We start from the raw sequence: 12,996 nt of genomic DNA, 5'->3' as shown, positions 1-12,996 counted from the left end.
GTTCAAGCGCATTGCGCGAATACGGATATCAAATCGGCGAATATCTGGTCTGTCTGCTCTGTGCCGCCCGATGCAGAGCCGTTTTGAAAGCGCGCCCCGCAGGCGACAGATCGCCGTCGGCGCGGAAGGACACTCCAATTGGCCCCTGCCCGAACGGAACCTCCCAGGCAAGCTGGGCAAGATGGTTGTTTTCGATATCCTGGTCGACGACCTCGGCAGGCATAAGGCCGATCAGGTCACGGGATTGCAGCAGCGCCCGGTTCGTCAGGTAGGACACGGATTCAATGGCGACCGGTGGCACATATTGCTGCTGACCGACGAAAAAATGATCCGCCTGACGTCGCAACGTGGTCTCTTGCGGGGGCAGGATCCAGCCAAACGGTTTGGTTTGCGCAAAGGTCACGGCGTCCCGCCCAGCCAGCGGGTGTTGAGGGCCGACAATTGCCAATATCCGATCCTCGAACAGTTTTTCCTGTCGTATCTTGTCGCGATGCCGGTGCGACGGCAGCCGCCCTACAACCATGTCGATCTCACCCGACAGCAGCCGGGGCATGAGCACCTCGTTGGTACCTTCGCTGATCTTGACTGCAACGTTCGGGCGGTCTTTCAGCAGCAGTTCAATGGCGGCAGGTAGCAAGCTGGTTGACGCTGCAAGCAGTGTTCCCACCACGACGCGGCCGGAATTTCCTTCGTTCAGATCGTCCAGTTCCTGCGCGGCATTCGACACCTGCGCAAATATCAGCTTCCCGTGACGTATGAGAGTTTCGCCAAAAACCGTTGGCACGACGCCTCGGTTGGTGCGCGTGAACAGCTTGACTTCGAAGTCCAGTTCAAGATCCTGAATCATCTTGGTTGCCGCTGGCTGAGATATTCCCAGCTCACGCGCGGCATTCTGAATGTTTCCATGCGCACCCACGGCAACCAGCAGACGCAGCTGTCGCAGTTTCAGGCGGGTCAAGGCGCGGTCCACGATGCGAGAATGACGCCCCACCATGGCTACAGCACAATCGGCTTGCTAAGCTGATCCAGCTTGGACAGCACGCTCATGGCCGCAAGCGCCGAACTTCTTGGGTTGTCGGGCAGCGCGGTGCCGCTGATCCGGAACTGAAAAGTGCCGAAATCACCTTCGGCCTCGACCTCGTGAATGTTCTTGTGGATCGTCGGATCGGCGATCAGACGAACCTGCGTTCTGTCGAACCCCACACCTGCCAAGGCGACGGCAGCGGCGACATTTGCGTTCTTGGGGTAGGCAAGCGCCGCCTCTCGCGCGGAACCCAGAAAATGAGTTTCAGCCGCGGTGATACTGCAGAGGTCAAGACTGTGTTCAGCAAGTGATCCCTTCCAACCCGCCGGCGGCTTGCGCCCCACATATGTGACGGATTTGAGCGGACCGACCGCTGCGGCGCTGAGGCAGTCCAGCCCGCCTATGGCGCCGCTTGCCAGATGCAGCCGCCCCCCACCCTTTCGCGCGGCCCTGTCCAGCCGGTCACTGACCTGCTGATCCGCAAGCGCACCGGCAGAGACACTGATGATATCCAGCCCTCGCGCCAGAATGTCCGGACCCAACCCGGCCAATGCCTCGTGCCCCGCGCAATCCAGAACCAATTCGATTCCGGCCGGCAGGTCATCAACCGAACCAACTGACTTGGGCGATTTAGGATCAACGCGCTTTGGCCTGACCAGAATGGCTGCCAACTCATGCCCATGTTCTGGCAACATGCGCTGCACATATTGCGCGATTGCGCCGGTTCCGATGACTGCGATCTTCATGTCTGGACCCTAGACCAGCATTGAAGAAATCTGAATTGGTAACTTGGTGGTATATTTTTTTCCGATAGCCATTTCCCTGAAATGGCACTGGACCGACCCGCCTGGTGTGTTTTGTTCCTGATGAAGCCACGGGGACCACGTTGGAAATGAAATACTCAAAACACGACGCGAAGGCCTATGCCCGCGAACATATGACGGGGATATGGGCAGCGGCACTGAACCCGTTCAAAGATGATCTGACTCTGGATGAATCGGGACTGCGCGCCAACATCCGCCATTGGATCGACGATCTGGATATTCAGGGCCTCTTCGTCGCCGGCAAACAGGGCGAGTTTTTTTCAATGAGCATCGAAGAGCGCAAACGCAACTTCGAAATTGCCGTTGACGAATGCGCGGGCAAAGCCGGAGTAATTGTCTCGGTTTCGGATCAGAACATGAATACGGCCTTGGAACTGGCCCATCACGCTCAGAATTGCGGTGCCGATTACATCGTACTTCACGCCCCGGTTCTGAGCTTCGTACAGGATCGTGGCGAGGTCTTGTACCAGTATTACAAGCGCTTCTGCGATGAGTTGGATATCGGCATCGCCATGTGGAGCCATCCTGACAGCGGCTATTTGATGCAACCTGAAGAATGCGCCCGCATTGCGGATTTGCCGAATATCGTCGCCATTAAGTACTCGGTTCCGCGTGAGATGTACGTGAAGCTGACCCATATGGTGGGCGACAGGATCCACGTCTCGACCTCGGCCGAACATGAATGGCTGGACAACATACTGGAACTGGACTGGAAGCTGTATCTCTGTTCGTCCCCGCCCTATCAGTTGCAAAGCAAGGTCGATCAGCGGATGAACGAATACACGCGCCTGGCCTTTGCGGGACAGGCCGATGAAGCGCGGCGTGTCTTTGACAGCCTGAACCCTGTCCGCGATGCGATGAAACGCGCGCGTCCCGCGGGCAAACCCACTGCATTCGGAAAATACTGGCAAGAGTTGCTGGGTCAGGTCGGTGGCCGTGTGCGCCCGCCGATGCTGGAACTGACCGACGCGGAAAAAGCGATCATTCGCAAAGCATTTGATGAAAGCGGTCTGCGCGTCTGAGCCGGGTGAGGCCCGGCAGTATAAGGAAATCGGATAGCGAGATGCTGATAATTTCTTTGCGGTTGTGGAAAAACGCGCCAAACTTTCCGGGATAGGGAGTGGGACATGTCAAAACTGAAAGCGTTCAACTTTAAGGCCTGGATCGACGAGCATCGCCATCTGCTCAAGCCGCCCGTAGGGAATCGTCAGGTTTGGGAAGACGCCGATCTGATGGTCACTGTTGTGGGTGGTCCGAACAAGAGAACCGACTATCACGATGATCCGGTGGAAGAATTCTTCTACCAGCTTGAAGGCGACATGGTGCTGAAAATCTATGACGGAGAGGAGTTCTATGATGTTCCGATCCGTGAAGGCGAGGTTTTCCTGCTGCCTCCGCATGTGCGCCATTCACCACAGCGCCCTCAGGAAGGCTCGATCGGGCTTGTAATTGAACCCAAGCGCCAGACCGGAGAGCTGGACGCCATCGAATGGTATTGTTTCGAATGCGGATCACTGGTGCATCGTGCAGAAATGCAGCTAAAGTCCATCGTTGATGACCTGCCTCCGGTTTATCAGAAGTTCTATGCCTCGGAACAAGACCGCACCTGCCCCAATTGTCAGGCTGTGCACCCGGGAAAGGAACCGCCCGAGGGTTGGGTCACGTTGTAAAACAAGATCAAACAGGGGAAGTAATGAAACATTTCGCAAAAACCGCCGCCGCTGCGGCTGCGTTGGCACTGTCGGCTGTGGCCGTTCACGCCGAAGAGTTTCGGTTGGGTCTGATCACGCCGCCACCGCATATCTGGACCAAGGCCGCCGAAGCGTTCGGGGCAGAGTTGAATGAGGCCAGTGGTGGCGCGCATTCGGTATCGGTTTTCCCGGCCCGCCAGTTGGGGAACGAGGCCGAAATGCTGCAACAATTGCAGACCGGCGCGTTGGACATGGCCTTCATGACGGTGGCCGAGGTCTCCAACCGCGCGCCCGAGTTGGGGGCGTTTTATGCGCCCTATCTGGCAGATGACATAGGGCACGCAGGGCGCATTCTGCGGTCTGACACCGCCAAATCCATGCTGGAACCCTTGCCGGGGCAGGTAGGCGTCGTTGGGCTGGGATACGGGATGGCCGGATTGCGCCAGATCGTCAGCCGGGGCGAGGTATCATCCGCCGAAGACTTGGCGGGCCTTAAACTGCGGATCACGCCCTTCACGCCGATCCTGGATTTCTACAACGCGGTGGGGGCAGCACCCACGCCCATGCCCTTGCCTGCCGTCTATGATGCGCTAGCCAATGGTCAGGTCGACGCCATCGACATGGACGCCGAGTTGATCTGGGTGCTCAAATATTATGAGCACGCCGACACGATCGTGCAGTCGGATCACATGATGTTCCCGATGGTCGGTCTGGTTTCGGCCAAGGTCTGGGCTGGTTTGTCCGAAGAAGACCGCGCGATGATTGCGGACCTTATGGCCAAGCATGTCGACAGCACCATTGATGCCTACGTTGAAAACGATGCCAAATGGCTGGAGCAGATCGAGGGCACTGGCAAAGCCTACAAAAAGGTCGACGCCTCGTTCTTCGGCGACGCAATCGAAGAATGGAATGGGATCTGGTCCCAGAAGACCTCTTCCCTTGACGCTTTGCGGCAGACTGCGGCAGAAACAAAATAACGAAAACGGCATGACGAAAGGGGCGCAGCTCGATCCTGCGCCCTTTTTCGCGGGAGAACAGCGATGTTGTATCGGCTGTCGGCAGGCTTGGCGCGGGTCGAGTTGTGGTGCGCTGCCTTTCTGGCGGTTTGCATAACGGTTTTGATTTTGCTGAATGTCGTGACGCGCACGGCGGGCAACGCCCTGTTCTGGGTCGATGAGCTGGCGATCTACGCGATGGTCTGGATGACCTTTCTGGGCGCGTCTTCCGCATTGCATCATCGCAGTTCGGTGTCGATCTCCATCGTTTCCGACAACGTGCCGGAGCGCGCGAAACGATTGATCCGCAAGAGTGTGGACGTGGTCGTGTTTGCTTTTTCCCTTGCGATGCTGTGGTTCTGCTGGCGCTGGTTCCTTCCGCTGGACATTGCCAGCAACGGATTTGATGTGGCGGCGTTTCAAGGTCAGACATTCAATTTCATCTATGCCGAGCCAACATTGACCCTGGGCCTGCCGAAGTACCTGTTCTGGTTGGTGATGTGGCTTTTCGCACTGGGTGCAACGCTGCATTCCACCATGCATCTGCTGAGCACCCCAGAGCAAGAGGCACAGCCATGAGCCCCATCGTCTTTCTGGCCACTTTACTTCTGTCCGTGCCCGTGGCGATCGTGCTGGCAATCACGGCCATCTGGTACATCTGGGAAAGCGGCAACACGGTTCTTTATGACAGCTTCGCGCAGAAGATGTTCGGCGGTCTTGAGAATTACGGCCTGCTGGCAATTCCTCTGTTCATGTTGACCGGGGAATTGATGAACGAAGGCGGCATGACCCGGCGCCTTGTCGCGCTGGCGCGGGTGTTTGTCGGCGGATTTCGCGGCGGGCTGGCCTATATCAACTTGCTGGCAAACATGTTCATGGCGGCAATCATCGGGTCTGCGACGGCGCAGATCGCGGTGATGTCGCGCGCCATGGTCCCCGCGATGGAGGAAGAAGGTTATGACAAGGGTTTCGCCGCTGCCACGACGGCCGCGGGCGGACTGCTGGCTCCGGTCATCCCGCCGTCGATGATGTTTGTCATCTTCGGTGTTCTGGCTCAGATCCCGATTGGTGACATGTTCATTGCAGGAATCCTGCCCGGTTTGATCCTGGCTGGGGCATTTGCATCGGTTATCACCCTGATCGGTTGGTGGCAGAACTTTCCGAAAGGGCATTGGATGACGCGTGCCGAAGCCGTTCAGGCCGTGATCAGCGCCGCCCCTGCCCTGCTGATCCCGATGTCGATCATAGGCGGTATTCTGTTCGGGATCGCCACACCGACCGAATCCGCCGCAATCGCGTCCCTGATCGCGTTTCTGGTGGGCTGGTTGGTCTACGGGGATCTGAAGCCGAGCAACCTGGCACAGATGTTCAAACGCACGGCGGCCAATGCCTCGATGATCCTGTTCATGATCGCGGCCGCCAGCGTGTTCGGCTGGGTCATCATCTATGAGGAAATACCACAGCAACTGGCAGGGCTGATCACCTCCGTCACTTCGGACCCGTTCGTGTTCCTGCTGATCGTGAACCTTGCGCTTTTGCTGGTTGGAATGGTGATCGATGGCATCGCCGCGATCATCCTGATCACGCCGATCCTGCTGCCGATTGCAACCGGTTCATACGATATCAGCCCCTATCAGTTCGGCATTGTTGCCTGCCTGAACCTTGTGCTTGGGCTGCTGACGCCCCCGGTCGGGATCGGATTGTACATCGCCTCATCCATGAGCGGCACATCGCCCGGTTCAATCCTGAAATCGCTTTGGCCTTTCCTGATCGCGGTAACTTTGGTGTTGCTTCTGCTCAGCTATTACCCAAGCCTGTCAACGCTGCTGATCTGAGTCAGATGCGTTTGCAGGCGCATTCCGTCGCAGACATGGCGCCGGAAATCACGCTCTACTTATCGGTGCCCGTCAGCTAAGCTGGTCTGAACACGCAAATTGGTCACAAAAAAGGATAATCATGCTGCTCGACACTCCAGTCTGCGATTTCGGTTGGAAAGCCCCGGACTTCACGCTCAAAGACCCGAACGGTCAGGCGTTCACGATGTCCGATCACCTGCAAAACGGGTTGCTGATCGCCTTCATCTGCAATCATTGCCCCTATGTCAAAACGATCACGGATCGGCTTGCGCAGGACACGGATCTGCTGATGTCCAAAGGGATCGGCGTGTTGGCGGTCATGTCGAACGACTATCGCGATTACGCCGAAGATTCACCGCAGAACATGCTGGAATTCGCAAGGCAGAATGGCTTCAACTTTCCCTATCTCGTGGACGAAGATCAATCCGTAGGCAAGGCTTATGGTGCTGTTTGCACACCCGATTTCTTTGGGTTGAATGCGGATGGAAAGTTGCAGTACCGGGGCCGTCTGGACAATCTCGGCCGCGGCCAGACAGGCGAGCGCGAACCGGAGCTGGTCAATGCGATGCTGCAAATTGCCGAGACCGGACAAGGTCCCCAGGACCAGATTCCATCAATGGGATGTTCGATCAAGTGGACCCGAGGTTAGGTCATGGGGATCGCTTCACTGGATCATGTCAACCTGCGCACCACGCGTTTGGATGAGATGATCGAATGGTACTGCAACGTGCTGGGGATGCGGGTCGGTCCACGCCCGCCCTTCCCCTTTCCCGGAGCCTGGCTTTATGTCGGTGAACACGCGTACGTGCATCTGGTCGGTGTCGAGACCGCAGCCGCGGGATCGGAGACCGAGTTGAAGCTCGAGCATTTCGCCTTTTCGGCGAACGGTTTGGACAGTTTCGAAGCTCACCTCAAAACAAACGATGTTCGCTATCATCGTGCGGATCTGACGGCAGTCGATATAGTGCAGTTGAATGTCTGGGATCCGGACGGCAATCATATCCACATCGATTTTCCGGCTGACGAATAAGGGCGAAAGTCGCCGGTATTTCTGGCCAGTAAACAGTTTCTCTCTCAATTTGAAGACTTGACCCGAATTGCTGGGTAGTCCTTGATAGGGTTTGATTTCTCCTGATTACTCCCGGGTAAATTGTACTGGCCAAAAAGAAATGGGGGCTGCATGGCATCGCGCCACCGCCGACATGCATGGCAGTCGAATGACTGATATTAAGGACTGGCTGGCCAGGCACGGCTTGTCCAAATATGTCGATGCCTTTTCTCGGCACGAGATCGAGCTGGGCGATCTTCCGGAACTGAGTGACGATGACCTCGTCACGATCGGCCTGCCCCTGGGACCCAGACGCCGCTTTCTGAAAGCCATGCGGGAAGAAAACCAAGGGCCCGCAGCAACACAACGCGCAAGTCAGGAACCCAACATCGTTGCCGAGCGCAGACAGCTGACGGTCATGTTCATCGATCTTGTTGGGTCGACAGCGATATCGCAGAAGCTGGACCCTGAAGATCTGGCCGACGTTCTGAGACTGTTCAAGGAAACCTGCGCCGCCGCGGTCGCCGCTTTTGACGGGCATGTCGCCAGTTACTATGGCGATGGCATCATGGTGTTTTTTGGCTTTCCGCACGCGCACGAGGACGATCCGGAACGCGCCATTCATGCAGGTCTTCGGATCGTTCGTGAAATTCCGGAAATCCGCACGCATGCACATCTTGAAGTCCGCATCGGGGTCGCGACTGGCTTGGTTGTCGTCGGTGACCTGCGGGGAGAGAAGATGTTCGAAGACGGCACCGCCATGGGCGAGACCCCGAACCTGGCCGCACGGCTCCAGTCGATGGCTGATCCGGGGACTATGATCGTCGCGCCGACGACACGGGAACTGGCGGGTGATGCGTTCGAATATGTGCGCCGTGGCACTTTTCAATTGAAAGGCTTTGCCAAAGAGGTCGAAGCCTGGCAGGTCACTGGCACGCGCCAGACTCTCAGCCGCTTCCTCGCGGCAGACGACGCCCGGATGAGTTCATTGGTCGGGCGCGCGCAGGAGCACGAAACCCTTCAAAGCAAGTGGAGGCTGGCCCGCCAGGGTCAAGGTCAGGTGGTGCTGGTCTCGGGCGAGGCGGGCATAGGAAAGTCCAGGCTGATCGAAGAGCTTTGCCGTACGATGCCGGGCGCAAAACACCGACAGCTTCGATTTCAGTGTTCACCCTTCCATGACGCAAGTGCGCTCTACCCGATCATTCGCCAGCTTGAAAGCGCGGCCGACCTGCGGGCCGGTGACAGTGCGAACGAAAAACTGGACAAGATCCACAGCGTCCTGGGCGATCCTTCTGAAGGGTCACTGAAACTGGCTGCGGCACTGTTGTCGATCCCGTTTGAAGACAGGCTTGGCCCGCTGGATCTGACGCCTGAGCAGATCATGAAGCAGACGCTGGACATGCTGGTCAATCATGTGATCGGCTTGGCGCAGGAAACCCCGACCCTCTTGCTGTTTGAAGATGCACATTGGATCGATCCAACGACGAAGACTCTGCTTGATCAGCTTGTGACCCGGATAGAGGACGCGCGCCTGCTGATGGTCACGAGTTTTCGGACAGGCTTTGATCCGGGCTGGCCACAATCACACAACCTGGTGCACGTCGCACTCCAACAACTGGACTTTGCGCAGGTCAAAGAGATCGTGAACGACGTTGCCAAAGGCAAAACCGTCCCGGACGAAGTTCACCAACTGATTGCTGCCAGATCCAACGGTGTCCCGCTTTTCGTAGAAGAGGTGACGAAAGATCTGCTGGAATCCGATCTTCTGACTGAACGCGCCGACGCCTATACGATCGACCGGTCCACGCCATCACCAACTGTGCCGAAAACACTGCATGACGCGTTGATGGCTCGTCTTGACCGACTGAGCTCGGCCAAGGAAGTCGCACAGATTGGTGCTGTCATTGGCCCGCAATTCTCTTATCCGATGATTGCAAGCGTTTCCCGTTTCGATGAGGGGGCGTTACGTTCCGGCCTGGATTCATTGGTGGATGCCGGGATCGTGATTGTCTCAGCTTCAGAGCCCGAGGAAACGTTCAGTTACCGTCACGCACTCATTCGTGACACCGCTTACAACAGCCTGCTGAAACGCGAGAGGCGAACGCTTCATGCGCGTGTGGTCGAAGCACTGAACTCTTCGTCATTGCATGACGATTTCGCCGAACCGGAAATTCTGGCTCATCACTACACGATGGCAGATTTACCGGATGAAGCGATTGAACAATGGTATCTGGCCGGACAACGTGCCGTAGAACGCTCAGCCGGGATCGAAGCGGCCACTCAACTGGGGCGTGCCATCGCGCTGTTGGAACGGCAGGAAGACTCGGTTGACCGCGATCGCAAGGAAACCAGAATTCAAACGTTGCGGGCTGGCGTTCTTCGTTCGACCGCTGGCATCGCGGCCGACGAAACGGGAGCCGTATATGCCCGGATCCGCGACTTGTGCAATCGGCTGGGTGAAACGGAACAATTGTTTCCTGTGCTCAATGGGCTCTACGCGTATCATCTTGTCCGCGGTGAATACGACCTTGCCAAGGACGTCGCGGCGCAGTTGTTGGAGCTGGCCAATCTGACCGGGGAAACGCATCACACTATGATTGCGCTCCGGGCCATGGGTGCCGTCATGTTGCATATCGGACATCTGGACGCGGCCCACGATCATCTGCTGCAAGCGCTGCACTTGTATGATCCACAGCAGCACAGCCGCCTCGCCTATGTCTATGGAACGGATCATGCCGCCATTACATCCTGTTTCCTGAGCATAACGGCCTGGTTGCGCGGAGAACCGGACCGCGCGCTCGAAATCCAGCAGCGGGCGATCTCGGCGGCGCGGAAACTCAATCACGCGCATAGTCTGGCCCAGACCCTGACCTATCTGTGTATGCTGCACCTGTTGCGGCGTGAACCGGAACAGGTTTACGACGTTGTCGCCCGCCTTGAAGAAGTGGCGACCAAACACACCTTCCCCTTCATGATACTGACGGCGAATGTCTGGCGATGCTGGGCAGACGCGCAGATCACGCCTGGCCCGGAAACGATCCGAGCAATGCGCGAGGCGTCCGAAGCCTGGTGGGCCAGCGGGGCTGGAAACTACAAGCCGGTGTTCCTGACGGCCCTTGCCGAAGCGTCACTAAAAGCGGGCGAACCGAAGGCCGCGCAGCGCCTGCTGGATGAAGCACGTGAACAGCAGGCACTGACCCATGAAGGGTGGGCTCAAGCGGAAACAGATCGGATACAGGCGTTGGCGCGGTCCATGGAAACTGCCGCAGATGATCTGTTCGCGGAGGCTCTGGAAACCGCGCGCAAACAGCGGGCAAGAATGTTCGAACTGCGCACAGCGGTGGATTACGTGCAAACCTGCGGCCAACTTGGCTGCACACCGGCCTCGCCGCCTGATCTTGGAAAGATTCTGGCCACGATCGTTGATGGCGCGCAATCCCGCGATGTCGTGCAAGCCATGTCTTTGCTCAATCACTCGAAAGCGTCGTAGAGTACTTTCCCGGCCAGTTCGGCGGGCAACAGCCTTCCATCCATCCCGTCGCTCCGTAGGACCCCACGCGCTATGCTTCGCTGCGTCAACTCGGTTGCAACTCGTCCTGATATCCGAACAACGCCGGTTGGCCACCTGTGTGCAGCAGAACAACTTTCTGGCCTTTTTCGATGACGCCTTGTTCAAGCAGTCCAAGAAGACCTGCAAAGGTTTTGGCGGAATAAACAGGGTCAAGAAAGATGCCCTCGGAGCGCGCCATCAGGGTCAACGCCTCGCGGGTTGCCCGACCGATCCGCCCATATCCGGGAGCCAAAGCGCCGCCCCAGGTACAGATGTCTTCCATGACCAAGGCAGGGTCGAAACCCATCATGGTTGCCAATCGCCCCAGGACCTTTTGCAGACGCGCTTTCTGCTGGTTCTGATCGCGACGCACGCATATGCCGTAGACTGGTGCAGACTGCCCGACCAAACGCAATCCGGCCAAAAACCCCGCATGGGTAGACCCGCTGCCAGACGGCACCACCGCCGCGTCGAAATCGCTGACCTGAGTATGCAACTCGGCCGCCCCCGCCACATAGCCCAATGCCCCCAGCGGAGGGTGATCGATGCCCAGATGGATCACGTATGGTTTTCGGCCCTCAGCCACCAGTTGGTCGGCGCGTTCGTGAAGAGCGTTGTCGGCGCCCGCCTCGTCCTCACCCTTGGGGTAGCTCATGTGTTCAGCCCCCAGAAGCTGGGCCAGAAGAACATTTCCGGATCGATGGTAGAATTCTCCCATATGCGCCACGCGGTCTTCCAATTGAAGAACGGATGACATTCCCAGTTTTGCCGCCGCTGCCGCCGCAGTGCGCACGAAATTGGATTGCACGGCACCCGTGATCAGGATGGTGTCCGCCCCCTGCCTCAGCGCCTCCCCCATGTAAAATTCCAGCTGACGGGTCTTGTTTCCGCCGAAGCTGAGCCCGGTCAGGTCGTCGCGCTTGATCCACAAATCCAGCCCCAATTGGTCAGAAAGTCGCTCTAGCCGTTCGACCGGTGTGACCGATGTCATCAACCTTGCGCGGGGATAGTTTGAAAGCGCTGCGTCTATCATGGACCAGGTGCCCTTCATTTTCATGCAAACGACTCGTGCCGATGGATGGCACTGCTGATCAGGATAATGAGGTTTTGGAAAGCGTGAAAGACAGCCGGTCACGCGCAAAAGCGCCCGACTGAACCCCTTGCTGAAGCGGGCCGGCCGCCGGTGATCAATCACCTCTCGCTGGTGTCGCTTTCGGCGTAGTTGCGCAAATCGTCCATGTCGGCGATATCCGCGTGGTTCCTGTCGATCTTGACGCCAACGGGTTTCAATCGCGAAAACGCGCGGCTCAGGCTTTCGGGCTTCATCCCCAGACGTCCGGCGATCAGCATCTTGTCGTAGGGCAGTTCCACCTCGCACCGACCGGAATCACAATCGCACAGGTTCAACAGAAACTCTGCAACGCGTTGCGCCCCGGTTTGCGCTTTCAATTGCTCCAGCTGCGCCACCAGAGCATGCAGATGCGTGAACGTCGCAGCCAGAATTGAAACGCCGATTTCCGGGTCTTCCTTCATAAGGGACAACAGCACAGGGCTGGGAATATGCATCACTTCACAGGCTGAAACGGCTTCGGCGGACACGGGATACGGTACGTTGCGCAGCGCAACGGCCTCACCAAAGCTTTCTCCACGGGTGAAAACGCTCACCACCGCCTCCGCCCCGGTCGGAGAGATGCGGAACAGCTTGACCCATCCGGCCAGGACAACGTGTACAGCCTTGGCTTCTTCCTCTTGCAGAAAGATCGTCTCGCCACGGTCATATTGCCGCCAAATCGCTTGCCGCAGCAAAGTATCCACATGTTGATCCGGCAGGCTGCGCAGAAGCAGAGACTGCCGCGCAATCGCCTTTTGTGCCTCGTGTGGCATGAAGGCACTCCCTTCTTCATCCAGTCCGGGCGATGGCCCGGGTAATCATCCCCAATGCCCTGCTATGCCAAAGTCGGCGTGTCAGGGCCAGTCTTTTTCTTGAAGATCAACTTGACAATTGTCA

The 12,996-nt window shown here is 57.6% G+C and carries 12 protein-coding genes; 8 read left to right on the top strand and 4 right to left on the bottom strand.

Annotated features, from left to right (window positions below; translation table 11 throughout):
- Nucleotides 1–28 precede the first annotated feature (28 nt).
- Nucleotides 29–994, bottom strand: coding sequence for a LysR family transcriptional regulator (locus tag NOR97_RS17990; protein ID WP_257601378.1), 966 nt, complete (start codon nt 992–994; stop codon nt 29–31).
- Nucleotides 995–996: 2 nt separating this feature from the next.
- A complete protein-coding gene (locus NOR97_RS17985) occupies nt 997–1,770 on the bottom strand; it encodes an aspartate dehydrogenase (protein WP_257601377.1) in 774 nt (257 codons plus the stop codon).
- A gap of 146 nt (nt 1,771–1,916) precedes the next feature.
- On the opposite strand from NOR97_RS17985, the gene NOR97_RS17980 reads away from it, so the two are divergent.
- The 8 genes from NOR97_RS17980 (at nt 1,917) to NOR97_RS17945 (ending at nt 10,928) form a co-directional block, all read left to right on the top strand.
- Entirely contained in the window at nt 1,917–2,870 is a 954-nt protein-coding gene (locus NOR97_RS17980; RefSeq protein WP_170345461.1) for a dihydrodipicolinate synthase family protein, read from the top strand.
- A 105-nt stretch (nt 2,871–2,975) separates the two neighbouring features.
- Complete coding sequence (locus NOR97_RS17975) at nt 2,976–3,518, top strand: 3-hydroxyanthranilate 3,4-dioxygenase (RefSeq protein WP_152460347.1); 543 nt, start codon at nt 2,976–2,978, stop codon at nt 3,516–3,518.
- A gap of 23 nt (nt 3,519–3,541) precedes the next feature.
- Entirely contained in the window at nt 3,542–4,516 is a 975-nt protein-coding gene (locus tag NOR97_RS17970) for a TRAP transporter substrate-binding protein (RefSeq protein ID WP_170345462.1), read from the top strand.
- Between the two features lie 63 nt (nt 4,517–4,579).
- Nucleotides 4,580–5,113 carry a TRAP transporter small permease gene (locus NOR97_RS17965; RefSeq protein WP_257601375.1) on the top strand — a complete coding sequence of 178 codons (534 nt, stop codon included), beginning with the start codon at nt 4,580–4,582 and terminating at the stop codon, nt 5,111–5,113.
- The gene (locus tag NOR97_RS17960; RefSeq protein WP_257601374.1) at nt 5,110–6,369 is read left to right on the top strand and encodes a TRAP transporter large permease; all 1,260 of its coding nucleotides are present in this window, start codon (nt 5,110–5,112) and stop codon (nt 6,367–6,369) included. Before NOR97_RS17965 ends, NOR97_RS17960 begins: the two co-directional genes overlap by 4 nt.
- 121 nt (nt 6,370–6,490) lie before the next feature.
- Nucleotides 6,491–7,039, top strand: coding sequence for a thioredoxin family protein (locus tag NOR97_RS17955; RefSeq protein WP_170345465.1), 549 nt, complete (start codon nt 6,491–6,493; stop codon nt 7,037–7,039).
- Nucleotides 7,040–7,042: 3 nt separating this feature from the next.
- Nucleotides 7,043–7,420 carry a VOC family protein gene (locus tag NOR97_RS17950; RefSeq protein ID WP_257601373.1) on the top strand — a complete coding sequence of 126 codons (378 nt, stop codon included), beginning with the start codon at nt 7,043–7,045 and terminating at the stop codon, nt 7,418–7,420.
- 187 nt (nt 7,421–7,607) lie between these two features.
- Nucleotides 7,608–10,928 (top strand): AAA family ATPase, encoded by a 3,321-nt coding sequence (locus NOR97_RS17945; protein ID WP_257601372.1) that lies wholly within the window; start codon nt 7,608–7,610, stop codon nt 10,926–10,928.
- Between the two features lie 85 nt (nt 10,929–11,013).
- Here NOR97_RS17945 and NOR97_RS17940 read toward each other — a convergent pair whose 3' ends face one another.
- A complete protein-coding gene (locus NOR97_RS17940) occupies nt 11,014–12,045 on the bottom strand; it encodes a D-cysteine desulfhydrase family protein (RefSeq protein ID WP_257601371.1) in 1,032 nt (343 codons plus the stop codon).
- Between the two features lie 134 nt (nt 12,046–12,179).
- Nucleotides 12,180–12,872, bottom strand: coding sequence for a Crp/Fnr family transcriptional regulator (locus NOR97_RS17935; protein WP_170345468.1), 693 nt, complete (start codon nt 12,870–12,872; stop codon nt 12,180–12,182).
- Between the last annotated feature and the right edge of the window lie 124 nt (nt 12,873–12,996).

The sequence above is a fragment of the Ruegeria sp. YS9 genome (assembly GCF_024628725.1).
GTDB classification, from domain to species: Bacteria; Pseudomonadota; Alphaproteobacteria; order Rhodobacterales; family Rhodobacteraceae; genus Ruegeria; species Ruegeria atlantica_C.
The sequence above is the reverse complement of the archived record's forward strand: the minus strand, read 5'-3'. Positions and strand labels throughout refer to the sequence as shown.

Bases quoted from the DNA above. Each gene is read 5' to 3' on its own strand.
- NOR97_RS17990 (WP_257601378.1), bottom strand. From the start codon at position 994: ATGGTGGGGCGTCATTCTCGCATCGTGGACCGCGCCTTGACCCGCCTG.
- NOR97_RS17985 (WP_257601377.1), bottom strand. From the start codon at position 1,770: ATGAAGATCGCAGTCATCGGAACCGGCGCAATCGCGCAATATGTGCAG.
- NOR97_RS17980 (WP_170345461.1), top strand. From the start codon at position 1,917: ATGAAATACTCAAAACACGACGCGAAGGCCTATGCCCGCGAACATATG.
- NOR97_RS17975 (WP_152460347.1), top strand. From the start codon at position 2,976: ATGTCAAAACTGAAAGCGTTCAACTTTAAGGCCTGGATCGACGAGCAT.
- NOR97_RS17970 (WP_170345462.1), top strand. From the start codon at position 3,542: ATGAAACATTTCGCAAAAACCGCCGCCGCTGCGGCTGCGTTGGCACTG.
- NOR97_RS17965 (WP_257601375.1), top strand. From the start codon at position 4,580: ATGTTGTATCGGCTGTCGGCAGGCTTGGCGCGGGTCGAGTTGTGGTGC.
- NOR97_RS17960 (WP_257601374.1), top strand. From the start codon at position 5,110: ATGAGCCCCATCGTCTTTCTGGCCACTTTACTTCTGTCCGTGCCCGTG.
- NOR97_RS17955 (WP_170345465.1), top strand. From the start codon at position 6,491: ATGCTGCTCGACACTCCAGTCTGCGATTTCGGTTGGAAAGCCCCGGAC.
- NOR97_RS17950 (WP_257601373.1), top strand. From the start codon at position 7,043: ATGGGGATCGCTTCACTGGATCATGTCAACCTGCGCACCACGCGTTTG.
- NOR97_RS17945 (WP_257601372.1), top strand. From the start codon at position 7,608: ATGACTGATATTAAGGACTGGCTGGCCAGGCACGGCTTGTCCAAATAT.
- NOR97_RS17940 (WP_257601371.1), bottom strand. From the start codon at position 12,045: ATGAAAATGAAGGGCACCTGGTCCATGATAGACGCAGCGCTTTCAAAC.
- NOR97_RS17935 (WP_170345468.1), bottom strand. From the start codon at position 12,872: ATGCCACACGAGGCACAAAAGGCGATTGCGCGGCAGTCTCTGCTTCTG.